18 protein-coding genes are annotated in these 16,707 nt (G+C 71.1%); 10 read left to right on the top strand and 8 right to left on the bottom strand.

Annotated elements, in window-relative coordinates:
- Window positions 1-83: 83 nt before the first annotated feature.
- The 4 genes from DA075_RS29720 to DA075_RS29705 form a co-directional block, all read right to left on the bottom strand.
- The gene (locus tag DA075_RS29720) at window positions 84-365 is read right to left on the bottom strand and encodes a hypothetical protein (RefSeq protein ID WP_174800132.1); all 282 of its coding nucleotides are present in this window, start codon (window positions 363-365) and stop codon (window positions 84-86) included.
- Window positions 366-460: 95 nt separating this feature from the next.
- A complete protein-coding gene (locus tag DA075_RS29715; protein WP_099956250.1) occupies window positions 461-1,477 on the bottom strand; it encodes an ABC transporter substrate-binding protein in 1,017 nt (338 codons plus the stop codon).
- A gap of 128 nt (window positions 1,478-1,605) precedes the next feature.
- Window positions 1,606-2,493 (bottom strand): ABC transporter permease, encoded by an 888-nt coding sequence (locus DA075_RS29710; RefSeq protein WP_099956249.1) that lies wholly within the window; start codon window positions 2,491-2,493, stop codon window positions 1,606-1,608.
- A 38-nt stretch (window positions 2,494-2,531) separates the two neighbouring features.
- Complete coding sequence (locus tag DA075_RS29705; protein ID WP_099956248.1) at window positions 2,532-3,302, bottom strand: ABC transporter ATP-binding protein; 771 nt, start codon at window positions 3,300-3,302, stop codon at window positions 2,532-2,534.
- A 122-nt stretch (window positions 3,303-3,424) separates the two neighbouring features.
- Here DA075_RS29705 and DA075_RS29700 point away from each other — a divergent pair, with 122 nt between their 5' ends.
- From DA075_RS29700 to DA075_RS36855, 5 genes are all read left to right on the top strand, one after another.
- Complete coding sequence (locus DA075_RS29700; protein ID WP_099956247.1) at window positions 3,425-4,102, top strand: response regulator transcription factor; 678 nt, start codon at window positions 3,425-3,427, stop codon at window positions 4,100-4,102.
- A complete protein-coding gene (locus DA075_RS29695; RefSeq protein WP_099956886.1) occupies window positions 4,099-5,484 on the top strand; it encodes a sensor histidine kinase in 1,386 nt (461 codons plus the stop codon). The genes DA075_RS29700 and DA075_RS29695 overlap by 4 nt, the downstream gene beginning before the upstream one ends.
- Window positions 5,481-6,608, top strand: a complete 1,128-nt coding sequence (locus tag DA075_RS29690) for an ABC transporter substrate-binding protein (RefSeq protein ID WP_244936440.1) — start codon at window positions 5,481-5,483, stop codon at window positions 6,606-6,608. The genes DA075_RS29695 and DA075_RS29690 overlap by 4 nt, the downstream gene beginning before the upstream one ends.
- Window positions 6,609-6,664: 56 nt before the next feature.
- Window positions 6,665-6,847 carry a hypothetical protein gene (locus DA075_RS29685; RefSeq protein WP_099956246.1) on the top strand — a complete coding sequence of 61 codons (183 nt, stop codon included), beginning with the start codon at window positions 6,665-6,667 and terminating at the stop codon, window positions 6,845-6,847.
- A 94-nt stretch (window positions 6,848-6,941) separates the two neighbouring features.
- A complete protein-coding gene (locus tag DA075_RS36855) occupies window positions 6,942-7,097 on the top strand; it encodes a hypothetical protein (RefSeq protein WP_164712518.1) in 156 nt (51 codons plus the stop codon).
- A 3-nt stretch (window positions 7,098-7,100) separates the two neighbouring features.
- On the opposite strand, the gene DA075_RS36850 is transcribed toward DA075_RS36855, so the two are convergent.
- The 3 genes from DA075_RS36850 to purM all read right to left on the bottom strand — a co-directional run bounded on the left by DA075_RS36850 (window position 7,101) and on the right by purM (window position 9,409).
- A complete protein-coding gene (locus tag DA075_RS36850) occupies window positions 7,101-7,457 on the bottom strand; it encodes a VanZ family protein (RefSeq protein ID WP_099956245.1) in 357 nt (118 codons plus the stop codon).
- A gap of 219 nt (window positions 7,458-7,676) precedes the next feature.
- A complete protein-coding gene (gene purN, locus DA075_RS29675; protein ID WP_099956244.1) occupies window positions 7,677-8,336 on the bottom strand; it encodes a phosphoribosylglycinamide formyltransferase in 660 nt (219 codons plus the stop codon).
- The gene (gene purM / locus DA075_RS29670; RefSeq protein ID WP_099956243.1) at window positions 8,333-9,409 is read right to left on the bottom strand and encodes a phosphoribosylformylglycinamidine cyclo-ligase; all 1,077 of its coding nucleotides are present in this window, start codon (window positions 9,407-9,409) and stop codon (window positions 8,333-8,335) included. Before purM ends, purN begins: the two co-directional genes overlap by 4 nt.
- 109 nt (window positions 9,410-9,518) lie before the next feature.
- On the opposite strand from purM, the gene DA075_RS29665 reads away from it, so the two are divergent.
- From DA075_RS29665 to ppx, 5 genes are all read left to right on the top strand, one after another.
- Window positions 9,519-10,076 carry a CDP-alcohol phosphatidyltransferase family protein gene (locus tag DA075_RS29665; protein WP_099956242.1) on the top strand — a complete coding sequence of 186 codons (558 nt, stop codon included), beginning with the start codon at window positions 9,519-9,521 and terminating at the stop codon, window positions 10,074-10,076.
- A gap of 105 nt (window positions 10,077-10,181) precedes the next feature.
- Entirely contained in the window at window positions 10,182-11,300 is a 1,119-nt protein-coding gene (locus DA075_RS29660; protein ID WP_099956885.1) for an AI-2E family transporter, read from the top strand.
- Between the two features lie 44 nt (window positions 11,301-11,344).
- The gene (locus tag DA075_RS29655; protein WP_099956241.1) at window positions 11,345-12,058 is read left to right on the top strand and encodes a P-loop NTPase family protein; all 714 of its coding nucleotides are present in this window, start codon (window positions 11,345-11,347) and stop codon (window positions 12,056-12,058) included.
- Between the two features lie 224 nt (window positions 12,059-12,282).
- Window positions 12,283-14,538, top strand: a complete 2,256-nt coding sequence (locus tag DA075_RS29650) for an RNA degradosome polyphosphate kinase (protein WP_414468191.1) — start codon at window positions 12,283-12,285, stop codon at window positions 14,536-14,538.
- A 64-nt stretch (window positions 14,539-14,602) separates the two neighbouring features.
- Complete coding sequence (gene ppx / locus DA075_RS29645) at window positions 14,603-16,138, top strand: exopolyphosphatase (RefSeq protein ID WP_099956240.1); 1,536 nt, start codon at window positions 14,603-14,605, stop codon at window positions 16,136-16,138.
- Window positions 16,139-16,232: 94 nt separating this feature from the next.
- Here the strand turns inward: ppx and DA075_RS29640 are convergent, their stop codons facing one another.
- Window positions 16,233-16,634: a SpoIIAA family protein gene (locus tag DA075_RS29640; RefSeq protein WP_099956239.1), complete on the bottom strand. Its 402-nt coding sequence runs from the start codon at window positions 16,632-16,634 to the stop codon at window positions 16,233-16,235.
- Between the last annotated feature and the right edge of the window lie 73 nt (window positions 16,635-16,707).

Raw genomic sequence — 16,707 nt, 5'->3', positions numbered from 1 at the left:
GGTGTCCACGCTATTGGCTCCCCTCACTGTCAACCGCTTAACGCGGGGCGGCGAGGGGTGGTCCATCGACGAGTCGATCAAGGTTACGGTCCGGTCACCGACGTGCACGAGCGACGGTTCCGCACTTTGGGGTTGAACGTGCCGTCGTGCGCGATTCCTCGGGATCCTCCGGCCTTGAGGGCGCGCAGCCGCATGGCGCCGGGTTCGGCCGGGCTGCGGGGAGGGGAGAGGCGGCGCTCGACGGCGTCGAGCCGGCGGCTCTGCACGGTCAGGAGAAGGCGCCAAGCCGCGATGCTGGCGCGCAGGTCCCGGGCGTCGCCGAGCGGATCCAGGGAATGATGGCCTGTCAGACGCTGAGTCGGCATGGCCGGCATCAGGGCCGGCCAGGTTTGACCAGTGGGAAAAACCCCGCCGCGCTGCCGGCGCAGTGGGGTCGGGTGTCGCGGAAATCTCGGGCGGATCAGCTGCCGGCGCGCTCGCGCAGGGCCGGGATGAACAGCTCCTGCCAGCCGGCGGGCTTGGTCTTCATGATGCCGGCCCGGTGCATGAAGGTGACGAACTCCATGATGCCGTGCGGCGTCGCCGAGAACTTGCTGTCGGGATCCTCCAGGATCTGGGCGACGTCCGACGGGCTCACCTTCACCTTCGAGGCGCGGGCGAAGATCTCGGCGGTCTCGGCCTTGTTGGTGACGATGAAGTCGCAGGCCTCGTCGAGGGCGGCCAGGAAGGCCTGGGTCATCTTCGGGTTGGCCTCGGTGAAGCGCTTGAGCGCGAACACCACGTCGAGGGTGATGTTGCCGAAGATCTGCGAGGCCTTGAGGATCGTGCGCACCTTCGGGTCGGCGCGCTCGACCCCGGTGAAGGGCGGCGAGGCGAAGTGGGCGACGATCTCGGTCTTGCCCGAGAGCAGGGCCGCGACCGCCTCCGGATGGGGAAGGCCGACGGTGCTCGCATCGAGCTTGGTGTAGTTCTCGGGCCCGAACTGCTTGGCCACCGCCATCTGCAGCACCACCGCGGCGAGCGAGGTCTTGATGCCCGGGATCGCGATCTTGTCCTTCGGGGTGAAATCGGCCAGCGACTTGAGCTCGGGCTTGTTGACGTTGAGGTCGAGGGCGGTCGCCGACATGCCCGAGACGCCGATCACCTCGGTCTTGGGGCTGCCGCGGCCCTTCGACCACAGGGCGAGGAAGCCCGGGGCGCCGGTGCCGGCGATGTCGAGGGAGCCGGCGATCATCGCGTCGTTGATGACGTTGCCGCCGTCGAGCGTCAGCCAGGTCACCTTGACGTCGCCGAGGCCCGCCTTGGCGGCCTGGGCCTCCAGGAACTTCTTCTCCTGCATCACGAAGAGCGGCAGGTAGAGGACGCCGTAGCCCTTGGAGATGCGAACCTCGGACACCTCGGCCCGGGCCGGGATCAGGCTCAGCGAGAGCGCCAGGGCGGCGCCGGCGGCGAGGCCGAGGAGCTTGCGTGCGAACATGGGGGGTTCCTCCCGGGTCGTCGTTCTTGCAGCGCGTACTTGCGATGCGTTCTTGCGGTGCGTTCTTGCGGGTCTTCTCTGCCCCCCGGACGGCGGCGGGTCCAGGGGGGACGAGGCTTGTTTGGGTTTTAGTGCTGCATGCCCCAGCGGCGGATCGTCTTCTTCTCGATGTTGGCGAAGATCACGTTCTCGACGAAGAGGCCGATCAGGATGACGGTGAACAGGCCGGCGAAGACGTTGGTGGTCTCGAGCGCGTTGCGGTTCTCGAAGATGTACCAGCCAAGGCCGCCCGAGCCCGAGGAGACGCCGAAGACCAGCTCCGCGGCGATCAGCGTGCGCCAGGCGAAGGCCCAGCCGACCTTGAGGCCGGTGAGGATCGAGGGGAAGGCCGCCGGGATCAGGATCGCCCGCACCAGGCTCAAGTTGCGCAGGCCGTAATTCAGGCCGACCATCCTGAGCGTGTTCGAGACCGAGCGGAAGCCCGCATGGGTGTTGAGCGCGATCGCCCACAGCACCGAGTGGACGAGGACGAAGACGACGCTGCCCTGGCCGAGGCCGAACCAGATGAGCGCCAGCGGCAAGAGCGCGATGGCCGGCAGCGGGTTGAACATCGCGGTCAGCGTCTCGAGCAGGTCGGTGCCGATCCGCGAGCCGATGGCGAGCGTGGTGAGCAAGGCGGCGAGCCCGATGCCGATGCCGTAGCCGATGGCCAGCGTCTGGAGCGAGACCAGCGCCTTGGTGGGGATCTCGCTGCTCAGGATCGCGGTGGCGAAGGCCTCGACCGTGGCGGAGAAGGTCGGGAACAGCAGCGGGTTGTCGAGCCAGCGGCCATAGGCTTCCCAGACCGCCGCCAGGACGGCGAGCACCACCACCTTGCGCAGCCAGCTCTGGCGATAGGCCAGTTCGGCGAAGGACAGGCGCTGCTCGACGCTGATCGCGCCGGCGGCGGAGGTCTCGCGGACGATCTCGGGCCGTGGGCTGAGCGGTGTGGTGAGGGGGGCGAGGGTGGCGGTCACGGCGTGTCTCCCGAAAATTCTCTCAGAAATTCTGGTTGTCAGGCGAACAGCATGTCGTTGATGCGGGTCTCGAGGGCGCCCTGCGCGGCGGTGCCGAGCTCGGAGGCCGGCAGGCTGTTGAGCTCCGCCTTGACCTGGCCCGGATGCGGCGAGAGCAACAGGATGCGGGTGCCGACCTTGATCGCCTCCTCGATCGAGTGGGTGACGAACAGGACCGTGAACCGGGTGTCGTCCCACAGGCGCAGCAACTCGTCCTGCATCTTGCGGCGGGTCAGCGCGTCGAGGGCCGCGAAAGGCTCGTCCATCAGCAGGATGTCGGGCTCCATCGCCATGCCGCGGGCGATTGCCACGCGCTGCTTCATGCCGCCCGACAGCATATGCGGGAAGGAATCGGCGAATTTCGCCAGGCCCACCTTCTCGATGTAGGCCATCGCCCGGTCCGCGGCTTCCGCCCCGGTGGCGCGGCCCGACGCGGTGAGCGCGAAGGCGACGTTCTGCTTCACCGTCTTCCAGGGCAGGAGCTGGTCGAATTCCTGGAACACCATCATGCGGTCGGGGCCGGGCTCGGTGACCTTGCGGCCCTTGAGCCTGATCTCGCCCTCGACCGGAGTCATGTAGCCGCCGATCGCCTTGAGCAGGGTGGACTTGCCGCAACCCGACGGCCCGAGCAGGATGTAGCGGTCACCCGGCATCACCTCGAAATCGACCCGGTAGGTCGCGGTGACCAGGTGATCGGTGGTCTTGTACTGGAGCGTGACGCCCTCGACCTGAAGCAGCGGCTCAGGGATGAGAGTCGGGCGTGCGTTCATGGTAGTCCTCCCCTTACGTCCGTCGTCAGGCCCGCTTGGCCGGGCGTTGGAGCGTGGGGTAGCCTGCGAACCTGTTGCCAACCTGACAGATAGTTCCGGCCGGAACTCGAAGAGGAATTTTCGTGCGCATCCTGCTCGTCGAGGACACGCGGGACGTCGGCGAGGCCATCGCGGTACGCCTGCGCGGCCTCGGCCACGCGGTCGACTGGGAGACCGACGGCGCGGCGGCGGACGCCCTGCTGGAGGTCCAGGCCTACGACCTCGTCATCCTCGACGTGAACCTGCCGGGGCTCGACGGCTTCGCGATCCTCAAGCGCCTGCGGGCGCGCCGCGGCCCGGTGCCGGTCCTGGTGCTCACCGCCCGCTCGGAGGTCGACGACCGGGTCGGCGCGCTCGATCTCGGCGCCGACGACTACCTTGTGAAGCCGTTCGACTTCCGCGAGCTGGAGGCCCGGGTGCGGGCGCTGCTCCGCCGCAACAGCGGGCATGCCGACAACGCGCTCACCCTCGGCAATCTGCGCCTCGACCGGGAGGCGCGCAGCGCCAGCGTGGCGGGCGAGGCCCTGGAGCTGACGCGTCGGGAATGGACCCTGATCGAGATCCTGGCGGCGCGGCCGGGCCGCATCTTCGCCAAGGGCGACTTGTTGGAGCGGGTCTTCGCCTTCGAGGAGGAATCGAGCGAGAACGCCGTCGAGCAGATCGTGGCGCGCCTGCGCCGCAAGCTCGCCGCCGCCGGCGCCCGGGCCGAGATCCGCACCCTGCGGGGGCTGGGCTATCAGGTCGTGTGCCCGGACTCATGATCTCCCGCAGCTCGTCCCTCTTCGCCCGCCTCGTCACGGTGCTGGCCCTGGTCCTGGCCGTCGGGGCGGGCCTGCTGCTTCTCGCCGCCTGGGCCTCGGCCCGGCTCGCGGCGGACGAGGCCTACGACCGGCTCCTCGTCGGCGCGGCGCTCCAGATCGCCGAGACCATCGCCAGCGACGGGCGCGCGATCTCGGTCGATCCGCCCTTCTCGGCCTTCGAGACGCTGGCGTTGAGCCCGCGCGACCGGATCTTCTACAAGGTGGTCGATCCCGCCGACCGCCTGCTCACCGGCGATGCCGACCTGGAAATCCCGGTCGATCGCGCGCGCCTCGCCGCCGGGCCGCTCCTCCTCGACGGGGAGCATCGCGGCCAGGCGGTGCGGGCGGTGGTGGCAGGCCGCTACGTGCCGGACGCGACGCAGGCCGGCTTCGCCGCCGTGGTGGTGGCCCAGACACGCGAGGCGCGCGGCACGCTCACCCGCGCGCTCACCGTGAAGGCGAGCCTGATGGTGCTGGCGATGAGCGCGCTGGCGCTCGGCGCCGTCGCGGTGGCGGTGCGGGGCGCCTTACGGCCGCTCGGCGCCATCGAGGGCGTGCTGGCGGCGCGCGGACCCAACGACCTCCAGCCGCTGGGTCTCGCCGCCCCGCAGGAGATCCACCTGCTCGTCGCCTCGATCGACCATTTCATGGGCCGGCTCTCGGGCCACGTCGCGGTGATGAAGCGCTTCATCGCGGATGCCGCGCACCAGATCCGCACGCCGCTGACGGCGCTCGCCGCCCAGCTCGACCTCCTGTCGCACGAGACCGACGAGGGCCGCCGGCGCGACCAGCTCGCCCGCATCCGCGCGCGCATGGCGGAACTCGGCCACCTGACCAACCAGCTCCTCAACCACGCCATGGTGATCCACCGTGCCCGCTCGGCGGCCTTCGATCCGGTCGACGTGGCGGGGCTCGCCCGCCGCACGCTGATCGATGCCGTGCAGGGCGCCGGCGACCGGGCCGTCGATATCGGCTACGAGGGGCCGGACGAGGCCGTGACCCTTCCGGGCGACGCCATCGCGCTGCGCGAGGCCCTGGCGAACCTGATCCACAACGCCCTCAAGCACGGTGCCAGAAGCCGGCTCACCGTCCGGGTCGGGCGCGAGCGCGGCCGGGTGGTGCTGGCGGTGGAGGATGACGGGCCGGGCATCCCGGCGAGCGAGTGGGCGCGGGTGCGCGAGCCGTTCCAGGCCGCCAGCGGCGGCACGGTCGGGTCCGGCCTCGGCCTGTCGATCGCCGCGGAGGTGGCGGCGGCACATGGCGGCGAGTTGCGCTTCGAGAGCCACTCCGAGAAGGGGTTCTGCGTGATCCTGTCCCTGCCGGACGGGGAGGGGCGGTCGTGAGCCGCCGCCTTGCCCTGCTCATGGCCCTCACGCTGGCGGGTCCGGTCGCCGCCGAGGAGGCGACCCGCTTCCCCGCCACCGAGCATGCGCGCACGACGCTCACGATCCGCTCCGCCGCCGACCTCGACGCCATGGCGCCGCTGATCCGCGACTACCAGCTGCTCTATCCGGACGTGACGGTGGTCTATCACGAATACATCACCGCCGACCTGTTCGGCGAGGTCGCGGCATCCTGCGCCGCGGGCCGGGCGGAGCGCGACCGTGAGGCGGACGTGGTGATCTCCTCCTCGGTCGATCACCTGATCAAGCTCGCCAATGACGGCTGCGCCCGGGCGCACCGCTCGATCGAGACCGGCCGCCAGCCCGACTGGGCCGCCTGGCGCGACGAGGTGTTCGGCTTCACCACCGAGCCGGCGGTGATCGCCTACCGGCCCGACCTCGTGCCCCGCGAGGACCTGCCGCGCAGCCGGGTCGAGCTGGTCGACCTGCTGCGGCGCAAGCCCGAGGCGTATGCCGGGCGGATCGGCTCCTACGACATCACCCTGTCGGGGATCGGCTACCTGTTCGCCGCCTACGACGCCCGCGCGGCCGCTACCTACGGGCGTCTCGTCGAGGCGTTCGGGCGGGCGAACCTCCAGGTGCGCTGCTGCACCAGCGACCTCATCGCCGATCTCGAGGCCGGGCGCATCGCCATCGGCTACAACCTGCTCGGCTCCTATGTCTACCGGGCGATGCGGCGGGGCGCCCGCCTCGGGCTGGTGGTGCCGCGGGATTATACCCTGGTCCTCGCCCGCGCGGCCCTGGTGCCGGTCACCGCCCGCGCGGTGGGCGACGCCTTCGCCTTCGTCGACTATCTCCTGTCCGAGCGCGGCCAGCGGGTGTCGCGCGAGGAAGCCTTCTTCTTCGACCGCGCCGGCCCGCTGCCGCCCGGGATCGACGGCCCGTCGAGCCTGTCCGCCGCCGGCGCCTTCCGGCCGATCACCGTCGGGCCGGTGCTGCTCGCCGTGCAGGACCGGGCCAAGCGCGCCCGCTTTCTCGCCGAGTGGCGCCAGTCGATCGGGGCGGAGGCGCAGAAGGCCGACGGCAACGCCCAGGCGGGCGGTCGGCGGGCGGAGGAGCCGTGACCCGCGGCAACTCCGCCGGCTCTCGGGCCGTTGTTCCCGCGGAGGTATGCATCGCGATGAAGGGATCCCCGTACAGCCTGTGGCTCTCCGCCGCCAACCGGGCCGCCGGCTTCTGGATGGGGCACGCCGCCAACGCGGTGCGGCGCCAGCAGCGCGCGGCCCTGGCCGAACTCGGCAAGGCCGCGGCACCGAAGCCGAAGGCGAAACGCCGGCGCCGGACCAAGCGTCGCGCGGCCTGAGGCGGAGCCCTTCGCGGCCGCCCCGAATCGGCTTACTGTCCTCACCCTTGAGTCGGCCCGCACGAGAACGGGCCGGCCATCGGAGGAGGCAGCCATGCAGGAGGCGGTTCGCATCACGGTGCGGCCCGACGGCCGCTACACGCTCTATCGCGGCGAGACCCCGCTCATCTTCGGCCTGACCCGCGAGATGGCGTTCAGCCTGGCCGAGAGCTGCGGCGTCGTCATCGAGCGCGCCTACAGCATCAACTAGCGGTCACGCCTCGCCGCTCGTGCCGAGGCGGGGCCAGACCAGGCCGGCGGCCAGGGAGGCCGCCGCACCGAAGCCGCACCCGACCACCTTGACCATCAGGTCGGCGATGCGGCCGTGCCGGGTCGGCTCGAGCAGCTGGAACGCCTCGAGGGCACCGGCCGCCATCACGGTCAGCACCAGCACCTGCCAGCGGTGGCGCGGATAGCCCAGCGCGAGCAGGAAGGCGAGCACCGCGAAGGCGCCGAACCGCTCGATCGAGACCGGCATGCCGCTGATCGGCCGGTACCCGATCGGCGCGATCGTCGACACCGCGATGGCGGCCAGGATCAGCCAGCCGAGATAACGCGACGCTCTGGACATGCGGGGGGGGATCCGTGCGGGCCACGCGGCCCGTGCTTGCGACATGACGCGAATGCCGGTGCCAGATCGCACCTTGCGCCGCAATCCTGATCCAAACGCTTTAAGCCATCGCCTGAAGGACGTGTGGCACCGTGGCATCGGTTCCATATCCGGCGCGCCAGCGCGACCGAGCGGACGACCGGTCCGGCCACGCGCCCGGGGGAGCGACGGCCCCCGCGATCAGTCCAGCGACGGCGCCACCAGCGCGCCCTCGGCGGCCCCGCTGCCTTGCGCGAACACCACCCGGCCCCCGTCGAGGCGGGCCCGCCCGCTCGCCACCAGGGCAAGCGCCGCGGGGTAGAGGCGGTGCTCCTGCACCAGCACCCGGGCGCTCAAGGATTCCTCGTCGTCCTCCGGCAGCACCGGCACGACGGCCTGGGCGACGATCGGGCCCGCATCGAGCTCCGGCACCACGAAATGCACCGTGCAGCCATGGACGCGCACCCCGGCGGCCAGTGCCTGGGCGTGGGTATGGATGCCGCGAAACAGCGGCAGCAGGGAGGGGTGGATGTTGAGCATCCGCCCGGCCCAGGCCTCGACGAACCAGGGCGTCAGCACCCGCATGAAGCCGGCGAGCACCAGGAACTCGACGCCGTGGCGGCGCAGGCCCTCGTCCAGCGCGCGCTCGAAGGAGGCCCGGTCCGGATGGGCGCGGTGATCGAAAGCCGCGGTGGGAAGCCCGGCTTCCGCCGCCCGGGCCAGGCCGGGCGCGTCCGGCCGGTTCGAGGCGACGAGCACGATCTCGGCCGGGTAGTCCGGCGCCTTCGCGGCTTCGAGCAGCGACACCATGTTGGAGCCGCGGCCCGAGATCAGGATCGCGACCTTGGCGCGGGCGCTCATAGGGCGAGCCGGCCCGAATAGGTGACCGGGCTCTCGCCCCGCGCCGTGATCTGCCCGAGGCGCATGGGCGCCTCGCCGGCCGCCTCGAGCGCCTGGGCCACCGCCTCCGCTTTGGCCGGATCGACCACCACCACCATGCCGATGCCGCAATTGAAGGTGCGCAGCATCTCGGCCTCGGCGACGTTGCCCTGGCGGGCGAGCCAGCCGAAGACCGGCGGCACCGTCACCGCGTCGAGGTCCAGCGCGATGCCGACGCCGTCGGGCAGCACGCGGGGCAGGTTGTCGGGAAAACCGCCGCCGGTGATGTGGGCGAGCGCCTTGACGGCGCCGTGGCCGGTCGCCTTCAGGGCCGCCAGCAGCGGCTTGACGTAGATGCGGGTCGGCTCCAGCAGCGCCTCGCCGAGGCTCACGCCCGGCGCGAAGGGCGCCGGGGCGTCGTAGCCGAGGCCGGAGGCCGCCACGATCCGGCGCACCAGCGAGAACCCGTTCGAATGCACCCCCGACGAGGGGAGGCCCAGCACCACGTCGCCGGGCGCGATGCCGGCGACCGGCAGGAGCGCGCCGCGCTCCGCCGCACCCACGGCGAAGCCCGCGAGGTCGTAATCGGACCCGTCATAGAGGCCCGGCATCTCGGCGGTCTCACCGCCGATCAGCGCGCAGCCGGCCTGGCGGCAGCCCTCGGCGATGCCCTTCACGATGTCGGCGCCGATTCCCGGCACCAATTTGCCGGTGGCGTAGTAGTCGAGGAAGAACAGGGGCTCGGCGCCCTGCACGATGATGTCGTTGACGCACATCGCCACGAGGTCGATGCCGATCGTGGCGTGGCGCCCGGTCTCGATCGCGATCTTGACCTTGGTGCCGACGCCGTCATTGGCCGCCACCAGGATCGGATCCTTGAAGCCGGCCGCCTTCAGGTCGAACAACCCGCCGAAGCCGCCGATCTCCGCATCGGCCCCCGGCCGGCGGGTCGCCCGCACCAGGGGCTTGATCGCCTCGACCATGGCGTTGCCGGCATCGATGTCGACGCCCGCCCCCGCGTAGGTCATCCCGTTCTGGCGCTCGCCCGTCGTCATCCCTCGACCCTTCGCCTCGATCCTTCACCGGTTGCGACCGCTCTTAGCCGCTCTTGTGCGTGATCGCGAGTCTTGCCCGCGGCCGCGAGTCGGGGCAGCCCAAGACGTCATGACGCTGCCGAAGACTCTGCCTCGATCGCTGCCGAACCTGATCACCGCCGCGCGCCTCGCCGTGGTGCCGGTCGTCGTCTGGGCGATCGTCCGCGAGGCCTGGGGGACCGCCTTCCTGGTCTTCGCCCTCGCCGGGCTCTCCGACGGGATCGACGGGTTCCTCGCCCGCCGCTACGGCTTGACGAGCCGGCTGGGCGCGATCCTCGATCCGCTCGCCGACAAGGCCCTGATGCTTGCCGTGCTGGTCAGCCTGACGCTCGCCGGCCTCGTGCCGGCCTGGTTTCCGGCCGTGCTGATCGCCCGCGACAGCCTGGTGGTGCTGGCTGCCGGCCTCGCCCGCCTCGCCGGCCGCCCGCTGGAGACGCCGCCGCTCCTCGTCGGCAAGCTCAACACCGCCTGCCAGATCGCCTTCCTGGCCTGGCTCCTCGGTGGCCGGGCGCTCGGGATCGCGGCCGCGGGGGCGGAGGCTTGGGCGATGCCGGCGCTCGCCGGGCTGTCGGTCGCCTCGGCGGTGGGGCAGGGCGTCGTGGCGTGGCGGGCCAGTGCCTCTCGATAAACATCGATGAACCATCCGGCTTGACCCTGCGGCGCCGCCCTTCCATCTCGGTCCGGCCGGGGCGCGACGGATTCGCGTTGAGTGACGGGGCCGTCGAGCATGCCGATCCAACGCCGGGCCGCCATCACCCTGGCCGTCCTCGCCCTGCTGGTCGTCCTGCTCTACCAGCTGCGCGACGTGCTGCTGCCCTTCGTGGCCGGCGCGGCGCTCGCCTACGCCCTCGATCCCGTCGCCGACCGGCTGGAGCGGCTCGGGGTCGGGCGGCTCGCCGCGACGCTGATCATCCTGGCGGTCTTCCTGTTCGGGCTGATCCTGGCCCTGATCCTGGTGGTGCCGCTCGCCGCCAACCAGGTCGCGGCCCTGGTCGCCTCGCTGCCGGCGATGATCGCCAAGCTCCAGGCGATCATCGCCGAGCGGGCCGGGCCCCTGATCGAGCGGGCCGGGGGCCACGGCGCCGTGCAGGAGCTGCAATCCTCCGTCGGCAACCTGATGGGCCAGGCGGTGGCCTGGATCCTCGGCTTCCTGCGCTCGCTGTGGTCGGGCAGCCAGGCGGTCGTCGGCATCGTCTCGCTGCTGGTGGTGACGCCGGTCGTCGCGTTCTACCTCCTGGTCGACTGGGACCGGATGATCGCGACGCTCGACCGCTGGGTCCCGCCGCGCCACCGCCCGACGGCCCGGATGCTCGCCCGCGACATCGACGCGGCGATCACCGCCTTCATCCGCGGCCAGAGCCTGGTCTGCCTGATCCTCGGCACGTTCTACGCGCTCGGCCTGTGGCTGATCGGGCTGAATTTCGGCGTGCTGATCGGCCTGATGGCAGGATTCCTGACCTTCATTCCGTATGTCGGCTCGCTCACCGGGTTCCTGCTCTCCACCGGCGTCGCCCTGGTGCAGTTCTGGCCCGACTGGGTCTCGGTCCTGCTGACGGTCGGGGTGTTCCTGGTCGGGCAGTTTCTCGAGGGCAACGTGCTCCAGCCCAAGCTCGTCGGCGATGCCGTGCGGCTGCACCCGGTCTGGCTGATGTTCGCGCTGCTCGCCTTCGGCTCGCTGTTCGGCTTCCTCGGCCTGCTGCTGGCGGTGCCGGTGGCGGCGGCCCTCGGGGTCGTCGCCCGCTTCGGGGTGACCCGCTACCTGGAGAGCCGGCTCTACCACGACGGCACGCCGATCCTCACGGCCGACGCCTCGGTGGCGAAGCCGGCCCCGCCCGCCATATCGAAGCCCTGAAACCCGTCCAACATCCCCAAGACCGCGAAGAATCCCGACTCCGCATGCCCGACCAGCCGCGCCAGCTCGCCCTCGACCTGCCCGTCGCTCCCCGCTTCGGGTCCGAGGACTTCCTGGTCAGCCCGTCCAACGAGGGGGCCTATGCCCGCATCGAGGCATGGCCCGACTGGCCGGACCGCGTCCTCGTGCTCACCGGCCCTCCGGGCAGCGGCAAGAGCCACCTCGCGGCGATCTTCGCCGAGCGCTCGGGCGCGCTGACCGTGCCGGTCTCCGCCGTGACGGCCGAGGCCGTGCCGGAACTCAGCATGGCCGAGGCCCTGGTGATCGAGGATGCCGACCGGGGGGAGGGCCGCGACGAGGCCGCCTTGTTCCACCTCCTCAACCTCGCCCGCGAGCGGAGCCTGAGCGTGGTGGTGACCGGCTCAAGCCCGGTCGAGGCCTGGGGCATCGCGACTCCCGACCTGCGCTCGCGCCTTCGCCTGTCGCCCGGCGTCAGTCTGGCGCCGCCGGACGAGGCCCTGCTCAAGGTCGTGCTGGTGAAGCTCTTCCTCGACCGCCAGCTCGTCGTCGATACCAGCGTGGTCGACGCGCTGGCCCTGCGCCTCGACCGGTCGCTGGCCCGCGCCCGCGACGTGGTCGCGGCCCTCGACCGGGAGGGGTTGAGCCGGCGCCGGCGCATCACCCGGCCGCTCGCGCTCGCCACCCTGGCGGCCCTGGAAGGAGCCGGCGAGGCAGGCGACGAGCCCGACGAGGAGTGAGGCCCGGGAGCCACGCACAAGCCCGAACGGATATTCTCCCGCTCCGTTCATGCAAACGTCAAAGTGTCCTGTCACCGGGGAAGGCTGGAAGCCGCGCCCCGGCATCGATCCAAGGAGGAGCCATCGTGTCGGACACCGCTACCGGAGCCAGCGCTATCCCGGTCCTCGACGAGACCGAGGCGACGCCTGAGAAGGTGGGGGCCGCCCGGCGCGACGAGGCGGACATCCTCGCCGAGGCCAAGGTCGATCCCGAGACCCGGCGCCCCGCCGGCGAGGCCGGGGCGGCGCAGGGGGGCGCCCAGGATGCCGCCCGCCAGGCCAAGGCCGAGGCGATCGCGGCCGGCCGTGCCCTGCGCCACGAGCCCGGCCGCTACGTCAACCGAGAATTGTCCTGGCTCCAGTTCAACCGCCGGGTGCTGGAGGAGGCCTCGAATACCGGCCATCCGCTACTCGAGCAGCTGCGCTTCCTGTCGATCTCGGCCAACAACCTCGACGAGTTCTTCATGGTGCGGGTCGCCGGCCTGCACGACCAGGTCCGGGCCGGGCTGACCGCACCCTCCGCCGACGGCCTGTCGCCGGCCGAGCAGCTCGCCCGGATCGATGCGGAGGTCACGACGCTGGCCCGCGACCAGCAGCGGCGCTGGAGCGAGCTGCGCGAGGACCTGCACGCCACCGGGATCGACCTCGTCGAGGCGCTGGACCTCTCGGCGGAGGAGGCGGCCTGGCTCGAGGATTACTTCCTCCAGCACATCTTCCCGGTGCTGACGCCGCTCGCCATCGACCCGGCGCATCCGTTCCCGTTCATCCCGAATCTCGGCTCGACCATCGCGCTCACCCTAGTGCGCCCGCGCGACGCCCGGGTGCTGCGGGCGCTGATCCGCCTGCCCTCGATCATCGACCGCTTCGTGCGCCTGCCCGATCCCGGCAATAGCGGCACCGCCCGGTTCATCGCCATCGAGCAGGTGATCGTGCTGTTCACCAGCCGCCTCTTCCCGGGCTACCTGGTCAAGGGCCAGGGCGGCTTCCGGGTGGTGCGCGATTCCGACCTCGAGATCGAGGAGGAGGCCGAGGACCTGGTGCGTCACTTCGAGACGGCGCTGAAGCAGCGCCGCCGCGGCGTGGTGATCCGCCTCGAGGTCGTCGCCACCATGCCGGAGGACCTGCGCACCTTCGTGGCCGACGAGCTGGAGATTTCCTCCGACGCCGTCTTCGTGGTCGAGGGGATGCTGGCCCTCAACGAATTGTCGCAGATCGTCGGGATCGACCGGCCGGACCTGAAGTTCAAGTCCTACAACCCGCGCTTCCCGGAGCGCATCCGCGAGAGCGGCGGCGATTGCTTCGCGGCGATCCGCCAGAAGGACTTCATCGTCCACCACCCCTACGAGTCGTTCGACTCGGTGGTGCAGTTCCTGTCGCAGGCCGCCCGCGACCCGAACGTGGTGGCGATCAAGCAGACGCTCTACCGCACCTCGTCGAACTCCCCCATCGTCGCGGCGCTGGCCGAGGCGGCGGAAGCCGGCAAGTCGGTGACGGCGCTCGTCGAATTGAAGGCGCGGTTCGACGAGGAGGCCAACATCCGCTGGGCCCGCAACCTCGAGAAGGCCGGCGCGCAGGTGGTGTTCGGCTTCATCGAATTGAAGACCCACGCCAAGCTCTCGATGGTGGTGCGCCGCGAGGGCGACCGCCTGGTGAGCTACTGCCATGTCGGCACCGGCAACTACCACCCGATCACCGCGCGGATCTACACCGACCTGTCGTTCTTCACCGCCGACCCGGTGATCGGGCGCGACGTGTCGCGGATCTTCAACTTCATCACCGGCTATGCGGAGCCGGCGGAGCTGGAGCGGATGGCGGTCTCGCCGCTGACCCTGAAGGCGCGCCTCCTGGAGCACATCGCCGAGGAGATCGCCCACGCGAAGGCCGGGCGGCCGGCGGCGATCTGGATCAAGTGCAACTCGCTGGTCGATACCCAGATCATCGACGCGCTCTATGACGCCAGCGAGGCCGGCGTCGCGATCGACTGCGTGGTGCGCGGCATCTGCTGCCTGAGGCCCGGGGTGCCGGGCCTGTCGGAGAACATCCGGGTCAAGTCGATCGTCGGGCGTTTCCTGGAGCACGGCCGCGTCTACGCCTTCGGCAACGGCGTCGGGCTGCCCCACCCCAAGGCGCGGGTCTACATCTCGTCGGCGGACCTGATGAGCCGCAACCTCGATCGCAGGGTGGAGGCGATGCTGCCGATCCTCAACCCGACCGTGCACCAGCAGGTGCTCGACCAGATCATGATGGCGAATCTCCTCGACAACCAGCAGAGCTGGCGTGTACTGGCGTCCGGTGCGAGCGAGCGGATCGAACCCGCCGAGGGCGAGGAACCCTTCAACGCGCACAAGTATTTCATGACCAACCCGAGCCTGTCCGGCCGCGGGAAGGCATCGAAGAAGTCGAGTCCGCGCGCGCTCAGCCGGCGCGCCCAGCGCGCCTGACGCAGCGTTCCGGGTCGGTCCTGAGGACGCGGCGCCAAGCGGCGTTCCCGTCATGAGGACCTGGATGGGCCTGGATCGTACCGCCCTCAACGAAGCCGCGCTCGCCCGCATCGAGCCCGGCGCTCCCGTCGCCATCATCGATATCGGCTCGAACTCCGTCCGGCTGGTCGCGTATTCGGGCATCAGCCGGGCGCCCACGCCGCTCTACAACGAGAAGGTCCTGTGCGGCCTCGGCCGCAACGTGCTGACCACCGGGCGCCTCAACGAGGAGGCGGTGCGCCGCGCCCTCCAGGCGCTGGCCCGGTTCCGGGTCCTGTGCGAGACCATGCATGTCGGCCAGGTCTTCGTGCTGGCCACCGCCGCCGCCCGCGACGCCGAGAACGGCCCGGCCTTCCTCGAAGCCGCGCAAGAGGCTTGCGGCCACCCGATCGAGCTGCTCTCCGGCCGGCGCGAGGCGGAGCTCTCGGCCTACGGCGTCATCTCGGGCTTCCACGCGCCGGACGGCGTGGTGGGCGACCTCGGCGGCGGCAGCCTGGAGCTCGTCGACCTGCGCGGCTCGTCCGTCGGCAGCGGCGTGACCATGCCGCTCGGCGGCCTCGCGCTCCAGGATCTCAGCGGCGGCTCGCTCAAGAAGGCCCGCAAGATCGCGGCCGAAGCGCTCAAGAAGGCGGGCCCGCAGCTCGACACGCTGAAAGGGCGCACCTTCTACGCCGTCGGCGGCACCTGGCGGGCGCTCGCCCGCCTGCACCAGGCGGCGCGGGACTACCGCCTGCACGTGATGCACGGCTACGCGATCGAGCCGAACGACGAATTGTCCTTCCTCCAGGTCGTCGAGCAATCCGACGCCGCCACCCTCGCCGCCGTCGAGAGCGTGTCCGAGGCGCGGCGCCCCCTCCTCGCCTACGGGGCGGTGGTGCTCGAGGAGCTGATCCGCTCCGGGCGCCCGCGGGAGATCGCGATCTCGGCCACCGGCGTGCGCGAGGGCCTGCTCTACGAGAAGCTCGACGACGCCGCGCGCGCCCGCGACCCGCTGCTCCTGGCGGCGGCCGAGCTCAACCGCCTGCGCTGCCGCAGCCCCGGCCACGGCCCCGAATTGCAGGCCTGGACCGACGCCTTCATGGCAAGCCTGTCGACGCCCGAGACCGCCGACGAGCGGCGCCTGCGCCACGCCGCCTGCCTGCTCGCCGACGTCAACTGGCGCACCCATCCGGATTACCGGGGCGAGCAGAGCCTCAACGTCATCGCCCACGCCTCCTTCGTCGCCATCGACCATCCGGGCCGTGCCTATCTCGCCGTCGCGGTGTTCTTCCGCCACGAGGGCGTCGCCCCCGAGAAGGCGAGCCCGCTCCTGCGCCAGCTCGCCGGCCCGCGCCTGTTCGAGCAGGCGCGCCTGCTCGGCGCGCTCCTGCGCGTGGCCTTCCCGGTCTCGGTGGCGATGGAGGGCATCCTGCCGCGCACGCCGCTGGCGATGCGCGACGGCGCCATCGTCCTCACCCTGCCGCCGGAGTTGCGCGACCTCGCCAGCGACCGCCTGTCGAACCGCCTGCGCGGGCTCGGCCGGCTGCTCGGGGCGGAGGCGCGGATCGAGATCGGGGCGTGAGGGAGACGGCCGCCGCAGGGACGATCGGCGGCGTCCATGACAATCTGGGCGGGCGCCGCGCCGTGGTGCGGGCTCGCCTCTGGCGCCGTCCTGCTCAGGCCTTGGCCGGTCCCGCCTCGGCGAGGTAGGCCCACGCAGCCGCTTCGTCGGACAGGTCGAACGTCTTCGTGTCCACCGGCAGGACCGTCCCGGACAGGGTGATCATCGCCCGGGCGAAGGCCGGTGCGCCGACCACCACGTAGTTCCGGATATGCGCGACCGAGCGGGCCATGACCGAGGTGGCGTAGCCGTCGAACCGCGCGCCGAGATCCGAGCCCTCGTAGTTCGACATGATCAGCAGCATGTCGATCTTGCCATGCGCGTTCATGGCCGCGTCGGTGATCGAGGACATCCATTCGATGTCCGGCTTGGTGATCCGGTCCCTGACCTCGAAGGCGACGAGGTCGGGCCGGGGCGTCTCGCGCTGGATGACCGAACCGTCGGGGCTTGCGTTCATGACGACCTCGCAACGCCGCGCCCGTTACTCGTCTCGAAAGCTGCGGCTCGTTGCGGGAGAACGGGGCTTGGGC

Source organism: Methylobacterium currus, assembly GCF_003058325.1.
GTDB classification, from domain to species: Bacteria; Pseudomonadota; Alphaproteobacteria; order Rhizobiales; family Beijerinckiaceae; genus Methylobacterium; species Methylobacterium currus.
This window is presented reverse-complemented; position numbering and strand designations above follow the sequence as displayed.